Genomic DNA, 13,152 nt, shown 5'->3' with positions numbered 1-13,152 from the left:
TGCCCGGGCCACCACCCTACCGGCGGTCGCGTGTGTGGTTCCACACTCGCCGAGGACCGTCCGGTTCGCTACCGTTCCATGTTGACTGACCAGTCAATCCATCCCTGGAGCCGCCTCCGATGACGACCGAACCGACCAGCGCCGAGTCCCGCAAGTTCGCCGAGGAGGCGCGCGAGCAGGACTGGAACCTCCCCTCCTTCGGCAAGGAGCTCTACCTGGGCGACTTCCGCCTCGACCTGATCCATCCGCTGCCCAAGGAGGACGCGGAGAAGGCCGAGCGCGGCAAGCAGTTCCTCGCCGAGTTCGAGGCGTTCCTGAAGGAGAAGGTCGACCCGCTCCAGATCGAGCGCGACGCCAAGATCCCCGACGAGGTCATCGACGGCCTCAAGGCGATGGGCGCGTTCGGGATCAAGATCCCGCAGGAGTACGGCGGCCTCGGCCACTCGCGGATGACCTACGGCCGCGCGATGGCGATGGCCGGCACCTGGCACGGCGCGCTCGGCGCCCTGCTCTCGGCCCACCAGTCGATCGGCGTCGCCGAGCCGCTGATGATCGCCGGCACCGAGGAGCAGAAGCAGCAGTGGCTGCCGAAGGTGGCCAAGGACCACATCTCCGCCTTCCTCCTGACCGAGCCCGACGTCGGCTCCGACCCGGCCCGCCTGCAGTGCGCGGCCGTCCCGACCGCCGACGGCTCCGGCTACGTGCTCAACGGCCGCAAGCTGTGGGCGACCAACGGCGCGATCGCCGACATCGTCGTGATCATGGCCCGGGTGCCGAAGGGCGAGGGCCGCCGCGGCGGCGTCTCGGCGTTCGTCCTCGACTACCACTCCGAGGGCGTCACGGTCGAGCACCGCAACGGCTTCATGGGCCTGAAGGGGATCGAGAACTCGGTCACCCGGCTCGAGAACGTCTTCGTGCCGAAGGAGAACCTGATCGGCCAGGAGGGCGAGGGGCTGAAGATCGCGCTCCAGACCCTCAACACCGGTCGCCTGTCGCTGCCCGCGATCTGCGCCGGCGCCACCAAGTGGGCGGCGAAGGTCGTGCGCGAGTTCGCCTCCGAGCGCGCCCAGTGGGGCAAGCCGGTCGGCCAGCACGACGAGGTCGCCCAGAAGCTGTCGTACATCACCGCGACGGCGTTCGGCACCGAGGCGGTCGTCGAGGTCGCCACCCGCCTGGCCGAGGCCAAGCGCTCCGACATCCGGATCGAGGCCGCGATCGCGAAGCTGGTCGGCTCCGAGCTGGCCTGGAAGGCGATCGACGACGCGGTCCAGATCCGCGGCGGCCGCGGCTTCGAGACCGCCGAGTCGCTGAAGGCCCGCGGCGAGCGCGCCGTGCCGCTGGAGCGCGCCCTCCGCGACATGCGGATCAACCGGATCTTCGAGGGCTCGACGGAGATCATGCACCTGCAGATCGCCCGCGAGGCGATCGACCAGCACCTGCAGATCGCCGGCGAGCTGATCGAGGGCGACGGCGGTCCCGCGACGAAGGCGAAGCTGGCGGCCAAGGCCGGCGGCTTCTACGCCAAGTGGTTCCCGCAGCTGACCGTCGGCGAGGGCCAGAACCCGCGCAGCTTCGACGAGTTCGGCGAGCTGGCGACCCACCTGCGGTTCGTCGAGCGCAACGCCCGCAAGCTGGCCCGCGTGACCTTCTACGCGATGGGCAAGCACGGCGCCAAGCTGGAGCAGCGGGCCGGGATCCTGGCCCGGATCGTCGACATCGGCGCCGAGCTGTTCTCGATCTCGGCCGCGGTCGTCTACGCCGAGCACCTGAAGGGCGAGCAGCCGCAGAACGCCGAGGCGATCGACGAGCTGGCCGACGCCTTCGCGACCCAGGCCCGCCGCCGCGCCAAGCGGCTCTTCGCCGAGCTGCGCGACAACGACGATGAGCAGGGTCGGCAGGTCGCCAAGGGCGTCCTCCAGGGCCGCTACTCGTTCATCGAGGCCGGCGTCGCGCACGGCGACGAGGAGACCCCGCTGTTCGGCGACCCGGCGAACTACCGCCAGCCGGAGTTCGACGCCGAGGCCGCCGCGCAGCGCGGCCAGGACGCCACCGTCACCGCCTGATCCGCGCGAGGGGCGAACGTCGCACGCTGGCGGGTAGCCGCCGCGCCGTGCGACGTTCGCCCCCGCCGGCGTGGGGGAACGTCGCATGCCGGCCGCCCGGCGATCGGCGTGCGACCTTGACCACCGCTCTAGGCTTCCCCCGTGGTGGGGGCGGCCAGCGGGATCCTCGAGCGCGACGCCGAGCTGCGGGCGATCGCCGCGCGGCTCGACCGGGCCTGCGCCGGCGACGGCTCGCTGACCGTCGTCGAGGGTCCGGCCGGGATCGGCAAGACCACGCTGCTGCGGGCCGCCGCCGACCTCGCGGCCGAGCGGGGGATGCGGGTCCTGCGGGCCCGGGGCGGGATCCTCGAGCAGGAGCTGGAGTACGGCGTCGTCCGCCAGCTGGTCGAGCGTCCGGTGCTGACCGCCACGCCCGAGCGGCAGGCCGCGCTGCTGGCCGGACCGGCCGCGCCGGCCGCCGCCGTGCTCGGGCTGGCGCCGCCGCCGACCGACGCCGGGCCCGGCCACGACCCCTCGGGCGACATCGTCCACGCGCTCCAGTGGCTGGTGGCCAACCTGGCCGACGACGGGCCGCTGCTGCTGCTGCTCGACGACGCCCACTGGGGTGACGCGGCCTCGCTGCGGGCCGGCGGCTACCTGGCCCGGCGGCTCGACGGGCTGGCGGTGGCCGTGCTGGTTGGCACCCGCAGCGACGAGCCCGGGTCGCAGCAGCGGCTGCTGGCCGAGCTGTTCGCCGCCGCCGACCCCTTCTTCCTGCGCCCGCAGCCGCTGACCACCGACGGGGTCGCCGCGCTGCTGGGACGGGCCTTCGCCGGCCAGGCGGCGCCGGCCTCGCTGGTCGACGCCTGCGACCACGCGACCGGCGGCAACCCGTTCCTGCTGGTCGAGCTGGCGGCCGAGCTGGCCGAGGCCCACCCCTCGCCCGACCTGGTCGCGGCCGGGACCGTCGCCGAGGCCGGACCGCTGGCCGTCCGCCGCTCGCTGCTGCTGCGGCTGGGCCACCTGGGCGAGCCGGCGCTGCTGCTGGCGCGGGCGGTGGCGACGCTCGGCGGCGAGGGCGAGCTGCGCCACGCGGCGGCGATCTCGGGGCTGCCGCTCGACGTCGCCGGGGCCGCCGCCGACGCGCTGACCGCGGCCGGGCTGCTGGAGCCGCGACGGCCGCTGCGGATGGTCCACCCGCTGGTGCGGGCGGCGGTCGACGGCGACTGCCTGCCCTCCGACCGCGAGGCCGCCCACCGGCGGGCCTACGAGGTGCTGCGCGACGAGGGCGCCGGCGACGACGCGCTGGTCCCGCACGCGATCGCCGCCGCCGCGACCGGCGACGGGGCGCTGGTCGGGCTGCTGCGGCGGACCGCCGAGCGGGCGCTGCGGACCGGCGCGGCCGACGTCGCCGCGGTCCAGCTGCGGCGGGCGCTGGTCGAGCCGCCGCCGGCCGATCAGCGGGCCGCGCTGCTGGCCGAGCTGGGCCGGGCCGAGGTCCGGCAGGGGGCGTTCGCCGACGGGATCGCCCGCCTGGACCTGGCGCTGGAGCTGCTGGAGGCGCCCGCCCGCCGGGCCGCCGTCCACCGCGACCGGGCCTTCGCGGCCTTCGCCGGGCAGGGGATGGACGCCGCCCGCGAGCTGGTCCGCGGGGCGGTCGCCGAGCAGCCGCCCGACGGCGCCGACGACGCGCTCCAGCTGGAGGCCGACCTGGCGCTGCTGGCCTGGCTCTCGGGGCAGGAGCACGCGCTCGACCTCGGCCGCCACCGCGGGCTGCCGGGGGAGACCCGCGCCGAGCGGACGATCCTCGCGCTGCTGGCCCAGGAGCGGCACGCGGTCGGGGCGCCGGCCGACGAGGTGGTCGCGTTGGCCGTGCGGGCGCTGGCCGGTGGGCGGCTGGTGGCCGAGGACAGCGCCGAGGCCCTGCACTGGTACATGGCGACCTACGCGCTCTTGACGTGCGAGGCCCACCGCGAGGCGCGCGAGACGATCGAGCAGGCGCTGGCCGACGGCCGCCGGCGCGGCTCGGCGTTCGCCACCGCCGGCGCGCTCGGCACCCGCGCGGTGCTGGCCCTGAACGAGGGCCGTCCGCGCGACGCCGAGGCCGACGCGCGAGCGGCGGCCGGGGGCGCGATCCCGCCGGTGATGGCCGGGGTCAACGCCTCGTACGTGGTGCTGGCGCTGGTCGACCAGGGCGACCTGGCCGGCGCGGCGGCGCACCTGGCCGCCAGCGGGCTGGAGCACCACCCGAGCGGGCCGACCGTGATGCGCTGGATCGCGTGGGCGAAGGCGCGGCTGCACGAGGCCGAGGGCCGGCCCGACGCGGTCGCCGCCGACCTGGTGCCGCTGGAGGAGGACGACCGCGCCGGCCGGCCGATGCGGGCGCTGGCCTGGCGGGCGCTGGCGGCGCGGACGCTGGCCCGCGGCGGCGACGACGGCGAGCGGGAGCGGGCGCGGGCGCTGGCCGACGAGCACCTGGCCTGGGCGCGGAGCTGGGAGCGGCCGTGCGCGCTCGGGGTCGCCGAGCGGGCGGCGGCGCTGGCCGGCCCGGCCGACGACCGGATCGCCGGGCTCGAGCGGGCGGTGGCGACGCTGGCCGGGTCGGGCCTGCGGACCGAGGAGGCGCGGGCGCGCGGCGACCACGGGGTGGCGCTGCTGCGGGCCGGCCGCCGCCGCGACGGCCGCGCGGCGCTGGAGCAGGCGCTGGAGGTGGCGCTCGGCTGCGGCGCGCGGGGGACGGCCGAGGCGGTCGCGGCCGAGCTGGAGGTGGCCGGGGCGCCGCCGAAGCGGCTGCGGTTCGACGAGCTGACCGCGTCCGAGCGGCGGATCGCCGAGCTGGCCGCCGGCGGCCGCACCAACCGCGAGATCGCCGAGGAGCTGTTCGTGACCCCGAAGACGGTCGAGAACCACCTGACGCGGGTCTACGCGAAGCTCGGCGTGCCGTCGCGGCGAGCGCTGGCCGACGCCCTCTGACCCCCCCCAACCCCCAGGACAGGGGGCCGATCCCCCATGCCGTCGCGGCGGGCCGCGGCGATCCTGCGGGGCGTGCCGAGGAGCACGTCCCCCCGAACGCAGGAGTCCACCGTGAGCACCGCCCCGTCCCGCCGCCGTCGCCGCCCGCAGGCGTCGACCGTGATCGCCTCCGTCGCCCTCTTCGCCGCCCTCTCGGGCACGGCGACGGCGGCCGGCCTGATCAGCGGCAAGCAGATCAAGAACTCGAGCGTCACCGGCGCCGACATCCGCAACTCGTCGCTGACCGGCAGCGACGTCAAGAACCGCTCGCTCGGGCTCGCCGACCTGAGCACCAGCGCGGTGGCGGCGCTGAAGGGCGCGACCGGCCCGGCCGGCGCCGCCGGTCCCGCCGGACCGCAGGGCCCGGCCGGTCCCGCCACGCCGGCGAAGGTCTTCGTGACGACGCTCGGCAGCAAGAACCTGCCGGCCAACGCCACCACCGACGTGCTGGAGAAGGCGCTGCCCGCCGGCGCCTACCTGGTGACCGGCAAGCTGACCCTCTTCACCCAGAACGCCGACATCCACGGCTGTGACCTGCGGGTCGGCGGCACCGTCGTCGACAGCGTCCTGGTCCAGTCGGCGGCCGCGGCCAACGCCCGCACGCCGGTCGCGCTCCACGGGGTGGCGACGATCGGCGACGGCGGCAACGTCCGGATCGCCTGCACCGCCGACAACCAGACCGCCGGCGCCAGCCAGGTCAAGCTGACCGCGGTCCCGGTCGGCGAGATCGGCTGAGCCGCCGCGCGGGCGGGGGTGGCCAGCGCGCGCCACGTCCCGGCGGGTCGGCCGGGGCGTGGCGCGGCGCGGCGCGGGCGAACAGCCGTCCACCGTCGCGACCGCCGGCCCGACCTGTGGTAGGAACGGCGGACCCGCGGTCGGCGATCGGCGCCGGCCGGCGACCACCGACGCCCGTGCCCGACGCCCCCGAACCACCCACCCCCGCGGCGGCGACCCCGCCGTCCGCCGGCTCCGACGTCGGGCGGCTGCTCGTCCGCTGTCCCGACGGTCCCGGGATCGTCGCCGCGGTCTCCGGGCTGCTGCACGCCCACGGGGCGAACATCGCGCAGTCGGACCAGTGGTCGACGAGCCTCGAGGGCGGCACCTTCCTGATGCGGGTGGTCTTCCACCTGCCCGACCTGGCCGCCCGCCGCGCGCACCTGGAGCAGGCGTTCGCCCAGAGCGTCGCCGAGCGCTACGGGATGAGCTGGTCGCTGCACGACGCGGCGCGGCCGAAGCGGGCGGCGATCCTGGTCTCGCGCGAGGACCACTGCCTGCTCGACCTGCTCTGGCGGACCCGCCGCGGCGAGCTGGAGCTGGACGTCGCGCTGGTGGCCTCCAACCACGAGGACCTGCGCGACGACGTGGCCGCGTTCGGGATCCCGTACCACCACGTGCCGGTGTCCCCGGACACGAAGCCCGAGGCCGAGGCGCGGCTGCTGGAGCTGCTGGCCGACCAGGTCGACGTGGTGATCCTCGCCCGCTACATGCAGATCCTCTCGGGCGACTTCCTGGCCCGGCTGGCGGTGCCGGTGATCAACATCCACCACTCGTTCCTGCCGGCCTTCGTCGGCGCCCAGCCCTACGCCCAGGCCCGCTCGCGCGGGGTCAAGCTGGTCGGCGCGACCGCCCACTACGTGACCGAGGAGCTGGACGCCGGGCCGATCATCGAGCAGGACGTCGCCCGCGTCAGCCACCGCGACGACGTGCCGGCGCTGATCGCCGTCGGCCGCGACATCGAGCGGACGGTCCTGGCCCGGGCCGTCGCCTGGCACGCGGCCGACCGGGTGATCGTCCACGACTCCACGACCGTCGTCCTGTAGGGCGCCCTCGCGCGCGGCGCCCGGCCCGGCGAATCGTCGTCTCGCGCCCGCGCTCCCGCGCGAGACGACGAACGTGCGTCCCGGCGACGTCGAATCGCGATCTCGCGCGCCGCGTGGGGGCGAGATCGCGATCGGGCGGGCGGGCGGGTCAGCCCTTGCGGGCCTCGCGCAGCGGCTCGCCGGCGGCGTCGACGTGGACCGCGGGCGGCCAGGGACCGGCGTGGTTGTCGCGGGCGCCGTCGAGCGTCAGCACCGAGCCGCTGAAGAAGTCGCCCGCGGGGGAGGCCAGGTAGGCGACCAGCCAGGCGTACTCCTCGGGCCGGCCGAGCCGCTGGATCGGCACCTGGCCGGCGGCCGCGGCGACCATCTCCTTCGGGTACTTGGTCATGAAGACGTCGGTCCCGAACTGGCCGGCGGCGATCGCGTTGAGCCGGATCCCGAACCGCGCCCACTCGACCGACAGCTCGCGCATCATGTTCTCGACCGCGGCCCGGGCGGCCGAGCTGTGGACCATCCCCGGCAGCCCGTTGTGGGGCGAGAGCGTGGTCGAGATCACCTTGCCGCCGCGGGCGCGGCCGTCCTCGCCGGCGGGGATGAAGGCCTTGGTGGCGACCGCGTGGGTCATCAGCCAGGTGCCGTTGACGTTCAGGTTCGTGACCGTCCGGAAGCCCTTCGGCGAGATCTCCTCGGCCGGCGAGAGGAACTGGCCGCCGGCGTTGTTGACCAGCGTGTCGATCCGGCCGTAGCGGGCCAGCACCTCGTCGACCAGCGCGTCGACCTGGTCCTCCTCGCGGATGTCGCAGACGTGGGCGCTGCAGCGGGCGCCGGCGAGGGCGACCGTCTCCTCCAGCGGCTCGGCGTGGCGGCCGCAGATCGCCACGTGGGCGCCGAGCGCGACCAGCTCCAGGGTCGCCTGGCGGCCGAGCCCGGTGCCGCCGCCGGAGAGTAGGACCACCTGGCCGTCGAGCAGGCCGGGGGCGAAGATCCGCGAAGCGGCGGGCATCAGCGAGCCTTGATCCCGAGCAGGTTCGAGCCGACGATCGACTGCCGGACCTCGTTGGTGCCGGCGCCGATCTCGTAGAGCTTCGCCGTCCGGTAGAGGCGGTTGATCTCCGTCTCCCAGATGTAGCCGCCCCCGCCGTGGATCTGGACCCCGCGGTCGCTGATCCGGTTCAGCGTCCGTCCGGCCAGCAGCACCAGCGCGGCCGAGCGGGTGGCGACCTGCTGGGCGGCGGTCCCGTGGGGGGTCTCCTGGACCTCGAAGGCGACGTCGAGCGCGAACGAGCGCAGCGCCTCGAGCTCGGTGTACATGTCGGCGATCTGGCCGGAGACCAGCTGGTTGGCGCCGATCGGACGGCCGAACTGCTCCCGCTCCTGGGCGTAGGAGACGGACAGGTCGAGGGCCCGCTCGGCGATCCCGAGCGCGTTGAAGGCGATCACCACCCGCTCGCGGTCGAGCCCGTTCATGACCACGGCCACGCCGCGGTCCGGCTCGCCGAGCAGGTTGGCCGCCGGCACCCGCACGTCCTGGAAGACCAGCTCGGCGGTCTGGCTGCCGCGGAGGCCCATCTTCACCAGCTTCTGCTCGACCCGGAAGCCGGGCGTCGCGGTCTCGACCAGGAAGGCGCTGATCCCGCGCGGGCCGGCGTCGGGGCTGGTCTTGGCGTAGGTCAGGACGACGTCGGCGATCGTGCCGTTGGTGATGAAGAGCTTGGTCCCGTTGAGGACGTAGTCGTCGCCGTCGCGGACGGCGGTGGTCCGCATGCCGCCGAGCGCGTCGGAGCCGGCGCCGGGCTCGGTCAGGCCGAGCGCGCCGACCAGCGTGCCGTCGCAGAGCCCGGGCACGTAGCGGCGGCGGACCTCGTCGCTGCCGTTGGCCACGACGTTGTCGAGGCAGAGGTTCTCGTGGGCGGCGTAGGAGAGCCCGACCGCGGGGTTCCAGCGCGAGATCGCCTGCACGACGAGGCACTCGGTCACGAAGTCGGCGCCGACGCCGCCCAGCTCGCCGGGGACGTTGACGCCGAGGAAGCCCTGCTCGCCGAGCCGCGGGAAGACCTCCGGCGGCCACCACTCCTCGTCGTCCATCCGCTGCTGGAGCGGGTGGAGGGTGTCGCGGGCGAAGGCGTCGACCGTGGCGAAGATCTCCCGCTGGTCGGCGGTGAGGCCGCGCCCGGCCGTCGCAGTGAGGGTGCTCATGACGCCCGGGAAGCTAAATAAGCATTTGATGAACGTCAAGCGGCCTGCGACGATCGGGCCGTGGCCACCCCGTCCGCACGCGCCCTGGGACCGACCCTGCTGCCGCCGCCGGCCGAACCGCCGAGCGGGGCGGCGGCGACCGGCGAGCGGCTGCTGCAGGCCGCCCACGAGCTGCTGATCGAGCGTGGCGGCGGCGGCCCGTCGGTGAGCGAGATCTGCGGTCGCGCGGGAGCCAACGTGGCGATGGTCAAGTACTGCTTCGGCAGCAAGGACGGGCTCTACGACGCGCTGGTCGAGCGGGTCGTCGGCAGCTTCCAGGCCGACCTCGCCCTGCTCGACGACGCCGCGCTGCCGGCCCGCGAGACGATGGAGCGGCACGTCGGCGGGATCGCCCGCAACTTCCTCCGCTTCCCCTACCTGAGCGGCCTGCTCGACGAGCGGCTGCGGCGCGCCGACGGCGAGACGGTCGCCCGGCTGAGCGCGGCGTTCGCGCTCCCGACCCGCGCCTGGCACGCGCGGCTGCTGGCGAGCGGGGCGGCGGCGGGCGCCTTCCGCGAGGTCGACCCGACGTTCTTCTTCTTCTCGGTGATCGGGATCTGCGAGTTCCTCTTCTCCGCCCGCTCGTGGCTGGAGCAGACCTTCGACCAGCCGCTGACCGGCGAGCTGGTGGAGCGGTTCGTGGCCCACACCACGCGCCTGGTCCTCGACGGGATCGCCGCCCCGGAGGCCCGCTGAGGGGCCGAAAATGCTCACGAAGCGATGAAGAACCGGCCCGCGCTTCACCGCCCGGGCCGGTGCGCCGCCCGACCGCCGGCCCTACCGTGGTCGAATGCACCTGTCCCGCGCGGCGCGCAACGTGAACATCGCCGTGGTCGCCCTGCCGTTCCTGGGCGCGCTGGTCGCGGTCGCGCTGCTGTGGAACGCGGCCGTCACCTGGTTCGACCTGGCCGTCGCGGTGGTGCTCTACCTGGTGGCCGCGTTCGGGATCACGATCGGCTACCACCGGCTGCTGACCCACGGCGCCGTCCAGGCCAAGCCGTGGGTCCGCTACGCGTTCGTGATCGCCGGCTCGGCCGCGATCGAGGGTCCGGCCCTGACCTGGGCCGCCGACCACCGCAAGCACCACGCCCACACCGACCAGGAGGGCGATCCCCACAGCCCCCACATCGGCGGCGGCGAGGGCTGGCGCGGCTTCTACCACGCCCACATGGGCTGGTTCCTCTCGACCCGCACCGACCGCGGGCTGCCGGCCAAGCACGCGCCCGACCTGCTCCGCGACCGCGGGCTGGTGCTGATCGACCGGGCGTTCTTCCTGATCGCCGGGATCGGGCTGCTGCTGCCCTTCCTGCTCGGGCTGGCGTACCACGGGACCCTCGCCGGCGGGCTCCAGACCTTCGTCTGGGCCGGGCTGGTGCGGGTCTTCCTGCTCCACCACGTGACCTGGAGCATCAACTCGATCTGCCACATCTCGGGCTACCGCCGCTTCGCCGTCGAGGACGAGTCGCGCAACAACCCGTTCCTGGCGCTGCTGTCGCTGGGGGAGAGCTGGCACCACAACCACCACGCCTTCCCGCGCTCGGCCGCCCACGGGATGCGCTGGTACGAGGTCGACCTGTCAGCGCTCGTGATCCGCGGGCTGGTGCGGCTGCGGCTGATGAGCAAGCCGGTCTACATCAGCCGCGAGCGGCAGGCCGAGAAGCTGCTGCCGTCGGCCAAGGGCGCGGTCGTCGCCCCCGACGGCGTCTGACGCCGCCGGCTACCGCGGGCCGGCAGAATGGGCCGGTGCCCGACGCCGTTCCCCGGACGTTCACCCGCTTCGTCGCCCTCGGCGACAGCACCACCGAGGGCGTGGGGGACCCGTACCCGGACGGCAGCGAGCGCGGCTGGGCCGACCGGCTGGCGGCGCGACTGGCGGAGGCCGAACCAGCCGCGCGCTACGCCAACCTGGCGATCCGCGGGCGGCTGATCGGCCGGATCCGCGAGGAGCAGCTGGACGCCGCGCTGGCGCTGGAGCCCGACCTGGCGAGCGTGATCGGCGGCCTCAACGACGTGATCCGGCCCTCGTTCGAGCTGCCGACGGTGCTCGCCCACATGGAGGCGATGCAGCGGCAGCTGATCGCGGCCGGGGCGACGGTGGTGACGATCACCTTTCCCGACCTCTCGGCCTTCGCGCCGGTGGCGCGGCTGGTCCGCGAGCGGCTGGAGCTGTTCAACGACGGCCTCCGCGGGCTGGCCGAGCGGACCGGGGCGGTGCTGGTCGACCTCGGCCGGCTGCCGGCCGCGCGCGACGCCCGGCTCTGGTGCAGCGACCGGCTGCACCCGAACCCCGACGGCCACCAGCGGATCACCGACGCGGTCGCGGCGGCGCTGGCGCTGCCCGGCAGCGACGACGGCTGGCGGGCCGGGCTGCCGCCGGCGGCGCGGGCCTCGCTGCGCGCCCGCGCCGTGGCCGAGGCCCGCTGGGCCGGCGAGTTCCTGACCCCGTGGATCGGCCGCCGCCTGACCGGGCGCTCGTCGGGCGACGGCCGCGCGGCCAAGCGGCCCGAGATGCTGCCGGTGCTGGGCGGCTGACCGCGACCTCAGCCGGCCGGCGGCGCAGCGATCGCCTGCGGCCGGCCGAGCTGCCCGTAGTCCAGCTCGAGCACGCTGGTCACCGAGGCGCGGGCCGGCCGCTGCCAGGGCCCGCGGGTGGTGAAGCGGACGTTGGCCAGGACCCCGTCGGCGTCGACCGCCACCCGCACCGCGATCGGCCCCGCGACCGCGGCCAGCCGTGCCACCGACGCGGGGTCGAAGCGGGCGTAGGCCTCCCGCAGCGCCGCGTGCGAGATCGTCCCCGCGTAGGCGCCGCCGCTGGCGCGGACGTCGCGCAGCGCCCCGACCAGCGCCTGCGCCGCCTCGCGGGTGGCGGGGCCGCCGACGCCGTCGGGCAGCAGCGCGGGACCGTCCGCGGGCGCCGGACGCCAGCCGCGGCCGTCGTTCCAGGCGACCCGGCCGTCGACCCGCCGGACCTCGGCCAGCCGCTCGCGGCGGGGCCGGCCGTCGACCAGCCGCGTGCCCGAGCCGGAGAGCGCGACGTCGTCGCCGTCGAAGCGCAGCTCCTGGTGGCTGCTGCCGAGGTCGGCGCCGGTCGCGTCGTCGACGTTGCGCTGGTCGATCGTCACCCGGCCGCTGTCGGCGACGGGCAGGGCGGCGGCGGCGCGCAGGACGGCGGCGCGGGCGTCGACGCTGCCGCCGGGACCGACGGCCACCACCAGCGCCGCCGCGGCCGCGGCCAGCGCGACGCCGGCGCCGAGCACGGGCCGCCGCGACCGGTGGGCCACGGGCCTGGCGGCCGTGGCCGCGACGAGCCCGGCGTCGGCCGCGAGCGCCGGACGCGGCGACGGACGCCGTCGGGCGGCGGCGAGGCTGCGGGCCAGGATCGCGCGGGCGGCGGGAGCGTCGGCCGACGGCGGCTGCGGGCAGGGATCGGCGGTTCGCAGCAGGTCGAGCGGGTCAGGCATGGTCGGGCTCCTCACGGGGACGGGGACGGGACGGGGACGGAGAAGGGGCGGACGCCGGGCCGTCGAGCCGGTCGGCCAGGCGCCGGCGGGCCCGCGACAGGCGCTTCGAGACCAGCGGGGCCGGCAGCCCGACGACGCGGGCGATCTCGGCCGTCCGCAGGCCCTCCCAGGCGGCCAGCGCGAGCAGCTCGCGGTCGCCGTCGGAGAGCGCCCGCCAGGCCGCCCGCAGCTGCAGCGCGCGGGGGACGGTGTCCGCGGGATCGGCCGGCCCGGGCGCGGGCTGCGCGGCGCTGCGGGCGGCGAGCCGGGTCCGGCGGGCACGGCTGCGGCGGTCCTCGGCCAGCACCCGGCGGGCGACGCCGTAGAGCCACAGGCGGGTCTCGGGCTCGGGCGGCAGCCGGTCGATCCGGCGCCAGGCGACGGCGAAGACGCGCGCGGTGGCGTCGTCGGCGTCGTCGGGATCGGGGCAGCGGCGGCGGAGGTAGGCGGCGATCGCGCCGTAGTGGGCCGCGAACGTCGCCTCGATCCGCGCCTGCTGCTGGTCGCGCTTCGGCATCTCACCCCTTCATGGCCGGCCGCGGC

The 13,152-nt window shown here is 75.9% G+C and carries 11 protein-coding genes; 7 read left to right on the top strand and 4 right to left on the bottom strand.

Annotated features, from left to right (window positions below; genetic code table 11):
* The first annotated feature begins 119 nt into the window (after nucleotides 1-119).
* The 4 genes from SH587_RS12315 to purU all read left to right on the top strand — a co-directional run bounded on the left by SH587_RS12315 (nucleotide 120) and on the right by purU (nucleotide 6,874).
* A complete protein-coding gene (locus SH587_RS12315) occupies nucleotides 120-2,063 on the top strand; it encodes an acyl-CoA dehydrogenase family protein (protein WP_320670916.1) in 1,944 nt (647 codons plus the stop codon).
* 141 nt (nucleotides 2,064-2,204) lie between these two features.
* Nucleotides 2,205-5,015, top strand: coding sequence for an AAA family ATPase (locus tag SH587_RS12310; RefSeq protein ID WP_320670915.1), 2,811 nt, complete (start codon nucleotides 2,205-2,207; stop codon nucleotides 5,013-5,015).
* 111 nt (nucleotides 5,016-5,126) lie between these two features.
* A complete protein-coding gene (locus SH587_RS12305; RefSeq protein ID WP_320670914.1) occupies nucleotides 5,127-5,789 on the top strand; it encodes a hypothetical protein in 663 nt (220 codons plus the stop codon).
* A gap of 146 nt (nucleotides 5,790-5,935) precedes the next feature.
* Nucleotides 5,936-6,874: a formyltetrahydrofolate deformylase gene (gene purU / locus SH587_RS12300; protein ID WP_375341763.1), complete on the top strand. Its 939-nt coding sequence runs from the start codon at nucleotides 5,936-5,938 to the stop codon at nucleotides 6,872-6,874.
* 148 nt (nucleotides 6,875-7,022) lie between these two features.
* Here purU and SH587_RS12295 read toward each other — a convergent pair whose 3' ends face one another.
* The gene (locus tag SH587_RS12295; RefSeq protein ID WP_320670912.1) at nucleotides 7,023-7,877 is read right to left on the bottom strand and encodes an SDR family oxidoreductase; all 855 of its coding nucleotides are present in this window, start codon (nucleotides 7,875-7,877) and stop codon (nucleotides 7,023-7,025) included.
* A complete protein-coding gene (locus tag SH587_RS12290) occupies nucleotides 7,877-9,070 on the bottom strand; it encodes an acyl-CoA dehydrogenase family protein (RefSeq protein WP_320670911.1) in 1,194 nt (397 codons plus the stop codon). The genes SH587_RS12295 and SH587_RS12290 overlap by 1 nt, the downstream gene beginning before the upstream one ends.
* A gap of 60 nt (nucleotides 9,071-9,130) precedes the next feature.
* On the opposite strand from SH587_RS12290, the gene SH587_RS12285 reads away from it, so the two are divergent.
* The 3 genes from SH587_RS12285 to SH587_RS12275 all read left to right on the top strand — a co-directional run bounded on the left by SH587_RS12285 (nucleotide 9,131) and on the right by SH587_RS12275 (nucleotide 11,641).
* Nucleotides 9,131-9,805, top strand: coding sequence for a TetR family transcriptional regulator (locus SH587_RS12285; RefSeq protein ID WP_320670910.1), 675 nt, complete (start codon nucleotides 9,131-9,133; stop codon nucleotides 9,803-9,805).
* A 94-nt stretch (nucleotides 9,806-9,899) separates the two neighbouring features.
* A complete protein-coding gene (locus tag SH587_RS12280) occupies nucleotides 9,900-10,817 on the top strand; it encodes an acyl-CoA desaturase (protein WP_320670909.1) in 918 nt (305 codons plus the stop codon).
* A 35-nt stretch (nucleotides 10,818-10,852) separates the two neighbouring features.
* Nucleotides 10,853-11,641, top strand: coding sequence for an SGNH/GDSL hydrolase family protein (locus SH587_RS12275; protein WP_320670908.1), 789 nt, complete (start codon nucleotides 10,853-10,855; stop codon nucleotides 11,639-11,641).
* An 8-nt stretch (nucleotides 11,642-11,649) separates the two neighbouring features.
* On the opposite strand, the gene SH587_RS12270 is transcribed toward SH587_RS12275, so the two are convergent.
* Nucleotides 11,650-12,570, bottom strand: coding sequence for a hypothetical protein (locus SH587_RS12270; protein ID WP_320670907.1), 921 nt, complete (start codon nucleotides 12,568-12,570; stop codon nucleotides 11,650-11,652).
* A complete protein-coding gene (locus SH587_RS12265) occupies nucleotides 12,563-13,126 on the bottom strand; it encodes an RNA polymerase sigma factor (RefSeq protein ID WP_320670906.1) in 564 nt (187 codons plus the stop codon). Before SH587_RS12265 ends, SH587_RS12270 begins: the two co-directional genes overlap by 8 nt.
* Nucleotides 13,127-13,152: the final 26 nt, after the last annotated feature.

It is taken from the genome of Patulibacter defluvii, assembly GCF_034096925.1.
GTDB lineage: Bacteria > Actinomycetota > Thermoleophilia > Solirubrobacterales > Solirubrobacteraceae > Patulibacter > Patulibacter defluvii.
The sequence above is the reverse complement of the archived record's forward strand: the minus strand, read 5'-3'. Positions and strand labels throughout refer to the sequence as shown.